7 protein-coding genes are annotated in these 9,835 nt (G+C 33.0%); 4 read left to right on the top strand and 3 right to left on the bottom strand.

The features are described from left to right. The first annotated feature begins 126 nt into the window (after positions 1-126). From J2Z44_RS20825 to J2Z44_RS20835, 3 genes are all read left to right on the top strand, one after another. Positions 127-663, top strand: coding sequence for a chromate transporter (locus tag J2Z44_RS20825; protein WP_021282822.1), 537 nt, complete (start codon positions 127-129; stop codon positions 661-663). Next, complete coding sequence (locus J2Z44_RS20830; RefSeq protein WP_021282823.1) at positions 664-1,209, top strand: chromate transporter; 546 nt, start codon at positions 664-666, stop codon at positions 1,207-1,209. A gap of 549 nt (positions 1,210-1,758) precedes the next feature. After that, a complete protein-coding gene (locus J2Z44_RS20835) occupies positions 1,759-4,410 on the top strand; it encodes a cation-translocating P-type ATPase (RefSeq protein WP_021282824.1) in 2,652 nt (883 codons plus the stop codon). A gap of 34 nt (positions 4,411-4,444) precedes the next feature. Here J2Z44_RS20835 and J2Z44_RS20840 read toward each other — a convergent pair whose 3' ends face one another. The 3 genes from J2Z44_RS20840 to J2Z44_RS20850 are packed head-to-tail and all read right to left on the bottom strand — an operon-like array spanning position 4,445 to position 6,301. Then, a complete protein-coding gene (locus tag J2Z44_RS20840) occupies positions 4,445-5,281 on the bottom strand; it encodes a CvfB family protein (RefSeq protein ID WP_021282825.1) in 837 nt (278 codons plus the stop codon). A 14-nt stretch (positions 5,282-5,295) separates the two neighbouring features. Continuing rightward, positions 5,296-5,793 (bottom strand): GAF domain-containing protein, encoded by a 498-nt coding sequence (locus tag J2Z44_RS20845; RefSeq protein ID WP_021282826.1) that lies wholly within the window; start codon positions 5,791-5,793, stop codon positions 5,296-5,298. Continuing rightward, complete coding sequence (locus J2Z44_RS20850) at positions 5,786-6,301, bottom strand: gamma carbonic anhydrase family protein (RefSeq protein ID WP_031271254.1); 516 nt, start codon at positions 6,299-6,301, stop codon at positions 5,786-5,788. Before J2Z44_RS20850 ends, J2Z44_RS20845 begins: the two co-directional genes overlap by 8 nt. Positions 6,302-6,723: 422 nt before the next feature. Between J2Z44_RS20850 and J2Z44_RS20855 the strand changes: the two genes are divergently transcribed. Further along, on the top strand, positions 6,724-9,720 hold the full coding sequence (locus J2Z44_RS20855; protein WP_021282828.1) for a vitamin B12-dependent ribonucleotide reductase: 2,997 nt from the start codon (positions 6,724-6,726) through the stop codon (positions 9,718-9,720). The last annotated feature ends 115 nt before the right edge of the window (positions 9,721-9,835 follow it).

The raw sequence follows: 9,835 nt of genomic DNA on the forward strand, positions 1-9,835 counted from the left end.
CATGATGGACTTTTAACTTATTCATCCTCATAAACCCTTAAGGGAACCAGTGTAGGACTCATGTATAAGTTAAGTTTCAACTCTGGTTCCCTATATTTACATATTTATTTTTGGAGGTGACCTTGTATGAAACGACTACTTATGATGTTCTTCACTTTTTTTAAGATTGGCAGTTTCACCTTTGGAGGTGGCTATGCCATGATTCCCCTCATAGAAGCTGAAGTTGTTACTAAAAACAAATGGCTTAGTAAGGATGAGTTTGTGGATGTAATTGTTGTATCTCAAACGTTCCCAGGTGCACTAGCAGTAAATAGCTGTACTTTTATAGGTTATAAGCTAGGTGGCCCTTTAGGCGCTGTTCTAGGTCTTCTCGGCGTAGTGCTCCCCTCGTTTATTATTATACTTATAATTGCTATATTTTTTAGTAAGTTTAGAAATTTATATATAGTAGAATTAGTTTTTAAAGGAATTAATGCTGCTGTGCCTCTTCTTATTTTAGTTGGAGTAAATAGCATATCTAAGGTGGTAAGTAAAACTACTAAAAATATAATTATAATAGCTATAACCATTGGGGCAATTTTAATATTTGATGTAAATCCTATATACATAATTTTAGTATCTGGACTTTACGGCATTATTTCAAATAGAAAGAAGGTGGAGTAAATGGGCATATTATTAAAATTATACTTAGCTTTCTTAAAAGTTGGTACTTTTGGTTTTGGTGGTGGCTATGCTATGCTTCCTCTAATTCAAAAAGAAATTGTAACCAATAATCAGTGGATAAGTCAAAGTGAATTTATTGACATAATTGGTATTTCTCAAATGACTCCTGGCCCTATTGCTATTAACTCTGCAACCTTCGTTGGATATAGAGTTGGGGGAATCCTTGGAAGCATTGTTGCTACCTTAGGGGTTGTGACAACTTCTTTTATTTTAGTTTCCTTGGCCTATGTGTTTTTTAATAAATTTAAAGAATCTCATATTCTTTCTTCCGCTCTTTCAGGCATGCGTCCAGCACTAATTGGATTAATTATTTCAGTATTTCTATCCATGGGCTTTGAAGCCTATAGAGATGTAAATAGCATAATTATAGCCTTAATTATAGGCGGTTTACTTTATAAAACAAAGATACACCCAATTTTAATCATTGTAATTGCTGGTGTGTTAGGAACTATATTTTATGGACTTATTCCAACTTTAATTGCATAATAAAATTTGGAAATTTATCCACAGTTATTGACATACTAACTAAAAAATTGTATATATATATTATAGAGATATTATTTAGTGTATTTATAAATACTTAAACATAAAACTTCTACTGATTTTCATATCTATAGGGTTTGTGTTATGAAACTTTAAATTTGGTTCATTATTAATAATTTTATTAATGAGGGAGTAATTAGCACTTTTGAATGTGTGGCAAAGTCAACATCGTGGCTTTTAAAGTCTGGCTTGCCTTAAATGATGAGACTCATGTATAAAGCATATTGCATTATACATGAGTCTTTTTTATTTATGAATAGGCATTTTTTCGCATTTATGAATAAACTCCCACTGCTATAATTCAATTTTTAAATAATTGATTAATTAGTGTTCCATATTATGGTATAATGTTTGTACTATTATTGAACTTTTAGTGGAAATTGGCTTGATAATATAAAAACATACTGTACTATTTTATATTTTCTGTACTTAATAATATTTTTATAAATAATAAATTTTTGTAAGTAAATAATATTTTATGAGGTGATGCTGATGTATTTTAATGAAACTTCTGAAGAAGTTATAAAAAAGTTTAGTACGGATAGTGCTAAAGGATTAACTTCTTCACAGGTAAAAGAACACACTGAGAAATATGGCTTAAATAAGCTAGCTGCTAAAAAGCCAAAGACTACACTTCAGTTATTTTTCGCTCAACTAAATGATATTTTAATTTATATCTTGATAGTTGCTGCAGTGTTATCTGTGGTGGTAGGCCATGAAATTGGAGACGCTATAATTATTGGTATTGTTATTCTTGTTAATGCCTTTGTTGGAATGATCCAAGAATCTAAAGCTGAAAAAGCCTTAGATGCCTTAAAGCAACTCTCCACCCCAAAAGCCATTGTAAAAAGAGATGGAGAGCTTCAGGAAATTCCTTCTGAGGAAGTAGTTCCTGGAGATATAGTTATTATTGATGCAGGTAGATTTATTCCTTGCGATATCAGACTTATTGAAAGTGCAAACTTAAAAATTGAGGAATCTGCCCTTACTGGTGAGTCTGTACCTGTTGATAAAAATGCTAATTCAGTTTTACAGGATGAAAAAATCTCTCTTGGAGACAAGAAAAACATGGCTTTCATGTCAACTTTAGCAACCTACGGTAGAGGTGTTGGTGTAGCAGTAGCAACTGGTATGGACACAGAAATAGGTAAAATTGCTAAAATGCTTGATGAAAGTGAAAATGAGCTTACTCCTCTTCAAAAGAAACTGGAGGAGCTTGGAAAAATACTTGGTATTGGTGCAATTGTAATTTGTGTATTTATTTTTACTGTTGGTGTACTTCAAGGCAGAGGCTTTAGCAATATGTTTATGACTGCTATAAGCTTAGCAGTTGCTGCAATTCCAGAGGGCTTAGCAGCTATTGTTACTATAGTCCTTGCTTTAGGGGTTCAAAGAATGATAAAGGAAAATGCTATTATCAGAAAGCTTCCTGCTGTTGAAACCCTAGGCTCCGTAAATATAATTTGTTCAGATAAAACTGGTACTTTAACTCAAAACAAAATGACTGTAGTTAAATTTTATACTGATGATACTTTAGATGAAATTTCAAAACTAAATCTTGAGAATAAAGGTCATAAACTGCTTTTAGAAAATATAGTGCTTTGTAATGATGCTACAGCTACTGAAACTTCAAAAACTGGTGACCCAACAGAAATTGCTCTTCTTGAAGCAGGTAATATGTTTAACTTATTCAAAGAAGCTTTAGAGAATGCGCATAAAAGAATGGATGAAATCCCTTTCGATTCAGATAGAAAACTAATGACCACAGTAAATAATTATGGTGACAACTATTATGTAATGACAAAGGGTGCAACAGATAATCTTTTAAATCTTTGTACTAATGCTTATATTAATGGTGAAATTGTACCTTTAACTGAAGAACTTAAGAATAAATTCCTAAAAGCTGCAACAGCTATGTCTGATGATGCTCTCAGAGTTTTAGGTTCTGCCTTTAAGATTGTTCCATCTACTCACATTGAAATAGATGAACTTGAAAAAGAATTAACTTTCATTGGTCTTGTTGGTATGATTGACCCTCCAAGATTAGAGGTTAAAGATTCTATAGAGCTTTGTAAACAATCAGGTATCAAAGCAATAATGATTACAGGCGACCATAAAAATACTGCCTTTGCTATTGCTAAAGAGCTTTTAATTGCTGATAACATTAATCAAGTAATTGCTGGTGCTGAACTTGACAGCATGAATGATCAGGAACTTGCAAATAGAATTGATACCCTAAGAGTATTTGCTAGAGTATCTCCTGAGCATAAGGTTAGAATAGTTAAAGCCTTTAAGTCTAAAGGAAATATTGTTTCTATGACTGGTGATGGTGTTAACGATGCGCCTTCCTTAAAAGCTGCTGATATTGGTGTTGCTATGGGTATCACTGGTACTGACGTTGCAAAAGGTGCTTCAGATATGGTTTTAACTGATGACAACTTCTCTACTATTGTTTCAGCTATTGAGGAAGGTAGAAATATCTTTAATAATATTAAAAAATCAGTAGTATTCTTAATTTCATGTAACGCTGGAGAAATAGTTTCTCTATTCCTTGCTATACTCCTTGGATGGGCTGCTCCATTAAATGCAACTCATATTCTTTGGGTAAACCTAATCACAGACTCCTTCCCTGCTCTTGCCCTTGGCGTTGATCCAGGTGATAAGGATGTTATGAAGAAGAAACCAAGAAATCCTAAGGATAGCATCTTTAAAGGTTCTATATTTACCTTATTATTTAACGGTGTGTTAATTGGTCTATTAACACTAGCTGCTTTCATATACGGTGTTCACACCTATGGTGGTGCTGATGTTACGCTTACAACTGTTGGCGACAATCCAGCTGCTTTAATGCATGCTCAAACTTTAGCTTTCGTTGTATTAAGCGGTACTCAATTAGTTCATGCTCTTAATATGAGAAGTGAAAATAAATCTATCTTTAAAGTTGGTATCTTCTCTAATATGTATATGATTGGAGCAATAATTATTGGTATTGTGTTGCAGCTTGCTGTAATATACATTGCTCCTATTGCAGAAATCTTCAAGGTTGTACCATTAACTTTAGGAGATTGGGGCTTTGTATTAGCATTAAGCTTAATTGTTTTAGTGCTTAATGAAATTATGAAGATGTTTAGACGTAATAAATAAAATAAAAGAACTGATGAATATTCATCAGTTCTTTTTATTTTAACTTTGTTCCATTTTCATCTTGAGTAATTAATCCTTTTTTCATAAGGCCACCTAATGCCCTTTTAAAAGCATTCTTACTGGTGTTAAATTGAGCTTTTATATCCTCAGCATCACTTTTATCGTTATAAGGCATAAAGTCCTTATTAGCCTTCATATAATCAAATATTACCTGTTCTAAATCACTTTTTTCTTCAAGCCTTTTCTTTCTTGAAGTAACCTCGATTTTACCGTCTTCAAAATATCTTTTTACTCTTACCTTTAAGGTTTCTCCCATGCTGACCTTTGAAAAGTTCTCCTTGGTTAAGATAATTCCTCTATAGGTATTTTCAAGAGCAATTAGAGTGTTTCCATTTGCATGAGCTCCGTAAACCACCCCTTCTACTTCCTCTCCAATATTGTAGGTAGTAGTATCATGAAGATGACTATCCACTCGAGTGGTTGCAGCTATTCTTCCTGTTTTATCTATGTAGATATAAAATAAGTAGCTCTTTCCTACCTCTAAGTCATAAGAAATTTCTTTGAAAGGTACTAAAACATCTCTTTCTAGTCCTATGCTTATAAAATATCCAATCCTAGACTTATCTACAACTTCAAGATAGGCAACATCCCCAACCATGGCTTTAGGCATTTTCATGGTGGCAATAATTCTATCCTTTGAGTCTCTGTAAATAAATACTTCTACTTCTTCTCCTACCTGAATTTCTCCTACTGCACTTTTCTTAGGCAATAGAATATCATCGGAAGTAGTTTTTCCCTGGCCTTCTAAGTAATAACCAAACTCACTTGTCCTTACTACTTTTAATGTGTTTAATTTTCCTATTTCTATCATATTTTTCTCCTGTTTTATAAATTTTCCCAATTGATATAGTTATTTAGTTTTTCTACAAACTTAGTTAAATATTTCTCCTCTAATTCTGTAAATCTATTAAGCACTGGACTATCAATATCTAGCACTCCATAAACCACGTCATTTTTTACTAATGGAATTACAATTTCTGAATTTGATGCACTATCACAAGCAATATGTCCTGGGAACTCATGGACATTAGCTATTCTTTGTGTTTCTTTTGTGCTTACCGCCGTACCGCACACACCATTTCCAACCTTTATTCTGTTGCAAGCCGGTTTTCCTTGGAAAGGTCCAAGAACAAGCTCACCATTACGCATAAAATAAAATCCACTCCAATTTAGTTTATCCATAACTGCGTAAATAATAGCACTGGCATTAGATATATTAGCATAAATATCTTTTTCTGAGCTTAATTGGCCTTCAAGTAAAATAAGCATATATTTATATTTTTCTTCTGTACTCATTTTCTCTAAAACATCTAACTTAATCATTTTTTTTCTCCTTGTGTGCCTCAGCCATTTCTAAGTAATGAATTGCTGAAGCTTTTATATTTTCTATTTCTTCTTCAGTGAGTTCTCTTATAACCTTGGCAGGTGAGCCAATACATAGCACTCCACTAGGTATTTTTTTCCCTTGAGTAACTAAGCTTCCTGCTCCTATAATTGTATTCTCGCCAATTTCTGCATTATTTAATATAACTGAACCCATTCCTATTAATACATTATTATTTATTTTACAGCCATGGATTACACAGTTATGTCCAATAGTCACATTATCTCCAATTTCTGTAGGAGTATTAAAGTCATTATGTACTGTAGTGTTTTCTTGAATATTGGTATTTTTACCTATAGTAGTATAGCTCATGTCACTTCTAACTACAGTTCCGTACCATATGTTAGCATTATCATCAATATCTACATCTCCAATTACAGTTGCATTTTCTGCAATGAAGGAAGTTTCTTTTATCTGTGGTGTTTTTCCTTTATAACTCTTAATCATAATTTTCTCCTTTCCAGAATTCAACTTGGTGTTTTCCAAAGTTTGCATATGAGTTTATCCTTTATTATACCATTAATATTTTAGTATAATAAGGAGTACCTTAAAATTATTTTTTAATAAAATTTGTATATGATTCTTAATTAATTTAATGTTTCTGTCAAGAGAAATAAGCAAAATTTTTATAAAAAAATTTTTTCTCATTTCAAAGTCTTTTAACTCCTAGAAATTCAAAGAGTCTAGTTGTTTTTCCATATTTTTACCATGAATTTCACCCTTGTTCTCATATTGATTAATTAATTACTTTGGTATATAATACCACATATAGTAGTACAATATTAATAAGCAACTACATGTTGTGTGTCATTTTATTTTATAGGGGGTGACTTTGCTAGTGTTTTCACTTAGAACCACTGGCATTTATAATGAAGAGCATAAAAAATATTATTAAAAGATATTACACAAAATCACTAGATATAGATAAAAACCTTACTGTATATGATTTATTTCAATGGAAAAAAGTTGATGTATTTTTAAAGGATTATAAATCTAATACAGTAATTGTTGATATGAAGGATTTAGAATTTCCTGTAGATTATTCCCAAAATGCTTGTGATATTATTGCATCTAAATACTTTAAGAAAGCAATGGTTCCCAATGAAGTTGGTTATGAAAATAGCATGAGAATGGTAGTTCATAGGATAGTTAATTTCTGGTGTGAGGCTTTAAAGGATGAGGGAGTTATTTCTACAGATGAGGAATTTAAAATCCTATACGATGAGTTAGCCTACTGCTTCTTAAATCAAATGTATGCACCAAATTCTCCTCAATGGTTTAATACGGGTTTGAAACTTTCTTATGGTATTGCAGGTGAAAGTCAAGATAATTTTTACTATGATGAGAAATTAGGAAAAGTAGTTAAAAGTGAAGATGGATATTCTCGTACACAAGCATCAGCTTGTTTTATTTTGTCCATTGAAGATAAATTACTAGGTGCTCATTCAATTTCTGAGCAGTATGTAACAGAAACTAAACTATTTAAAGGTGGTTCTGGTACAGGAACTAACTATGGTTCTTTAAGAGCAAAGGGAGAACTTTTATCTGGCGGAGGGGTTTCTTCTGGGGTTATGAGCTTTTTAAAAGGCTTTGATAGAAATGCAGGAGCAATTAAATCTGGTGGCACCACAAGAAGAGCTGCTAAAATGGTATGTCTTGATGTAGATCACCCAGAAATAATGGATTTCATTCAGTGGAAAGCTAAAGAAGAAGATAAAGTTCGTGCCCTTGGAAAGATGGGTTATGATGCTACCTTTGAAGGTGAAGCTTATGAGACTGTATCAGGTCAAAATGGTAACAACTCCATCAGACTTAGCGATGAGTTTATGAATAAGGTAGATAATTTAGAAATTCATCCTAACGAAACTCTTACTTTAAAAGGCAGAGTTGATAGCAAAATTGATAAGGAAGTAAAGGTTCAAGAGCTTTGGGATTTATTTAACACTTCTGCTTGGCAGTGCGCGGATCCTGCTCCACAGTTTGATGATACCTTTAATGCATGGCATACCTGCCCTGCTGGAGAAGACGGACTTTATGGTGCTAAGCACAATAGAATAAATTGCACTAACCCATGCGGAGAATATGCTTTCTTAGATGATACCTCTTGCAACTTAGCGTCTATAAATATTTATAAATTCTATGATGTTAAAAATAAATCTCTTGATTTAGAGGGTTATATCCATTTAGTATCTTTAGTTCAGCTTGCTCTTGAGGCATCAATTCACTGGGGTCAATTCCCAACAGAGGATATTGCTCGTAAGACTTACTTATTTAGAACTACAGGACTTGGAATTGCAAACCTAGCTTCATTATTAATGGTTATGGGTCACCCTTATGATTCAGAGGAAGCAAGAGCAATTTCTGCTGCCCTAATTGGTTCTATGACAGCGGCTTCTTATACAACCTCTGCTTTAATGGCAAAGGCTCTTAGTCCTTTTGAAAAATATGAAATAAATAAGGAATACATGTTAGCTGTAATTAGAAACCATGGAAGAGTTGCTGGCGCAGTTAATACTCCTTATGAAAATATGCATTATAAGCCTTTGGAAGTTGACCATGAAATATTAAGTAAAAGTAACCTTGGTAACCTTTCAAATACCTTAAAAAAACTTTGGCTTGAAGCTATTGAATACGGTGAAAAGTATGGATATAGAAACGCTCAAGTGTCTGTAATTGCACCAACTGGTACAATTTCCTTTGCTATGGATTGCGGTGCTACTTCTATTGAGCCTTACTTCTCTCACTTTATTTATAAAAAGCTTTCCGGCGGTGGCTTTATGACTATTGTAAATCCTGTTATTGAAGCTGCACTTGAAAACCTAGGCTACACTGAAGAAGAAATTAAAGATATAGTTGAATATATTTTAAGAAAAGAAACCGTTACAGAAAATGGTTTTGAATATGAAAAGATTATAGATGGTAAAATTGAGGGTGCTCCACATCTTAAAGAGGAACACCTACCAGTATTCGATACAGCAAATAAATGTGGTAGTGGTAAGAGATATATTAAACCAATGGGACACGTTTTAATGATGTCTGCTATAACTCCATTAATTTCTGGAGCTATTTCTAAAACTGTTAACTTGCCTAAAAATGCTACTATAGATGACTTTAAAAAGGTAGTTTTAACTTCTTGGAAGCTTGGAGTTAAAGGAATCTCCTTATATAGAGATGGCTGCAAAGCAAGCCAACCTCTTAACACTACTTTAAATGATGATACTAAAGTAGCTCTTGAGGATTTAACTTATAATCAACTTCTTGAGAAAGCAAAAAATCTTCAAAATAAAACTATGGTTTCAACCAGAGAAAAACTACACGGAATAAGATTTGGCACTACTCATCCTGCTCAAATTGAAGATGTTAAAATTTACACTACAGTAAATAGAAATGAGCATGGAGAAATTTCTGAAATCTACATGACTACTGATAGAGAAGGAACTATTATAACTGGTCTATTAAATTCCCTATCTAAGTCAATTTCAGTAATGCTTCAATATCATGTTCCTGCTAGTGATATTGCTAAGATGCTTAGAGGTCAAAAATATGAGCCTTATGGTTTTGTGCAAAAACACCCATACATTAAGAATGTATCCTCTATTTCTGATTTAATCAGTAAAATTATAGACATAGAACTTGGAGACTTCTCAAGATGTCAAGTTAAGCCAGATAACTATGAAAGCATCACTAGTAGAGCTAGAACCCTTATAGCTGAGAATGAAATATCTAGTTCAATGGAGGAAAGCACTCCAATTAAAGGTGAAAGAATTTACTCTGAAGTATGCTCACATTGCTCAAGTACTAGATTAGTTAAAAATGGTACTTGCAAGGTTTGTCAAGACTGTGGAACAACTACAGGATGTAGCTAATAGCTGTAAGCATTAACTACAATCGAGTAGGAGCTGAATAATTATTTTATTCAGCGACCTCTCACACCACCGTACGTACCGTTCGGTATACGGCGGTTCAATAGAAATTAATGTA

Origin of the sequence: Clostridium punense, from assembly GCF_017874425.1 — a bacterium.
Taxonomy (GTDB): domain Bacteria; phylum Bacillota; class Clostridia; order Clostridiales; family Clostridiaceae; genus Clostridium_J; species Clostridium_J punense.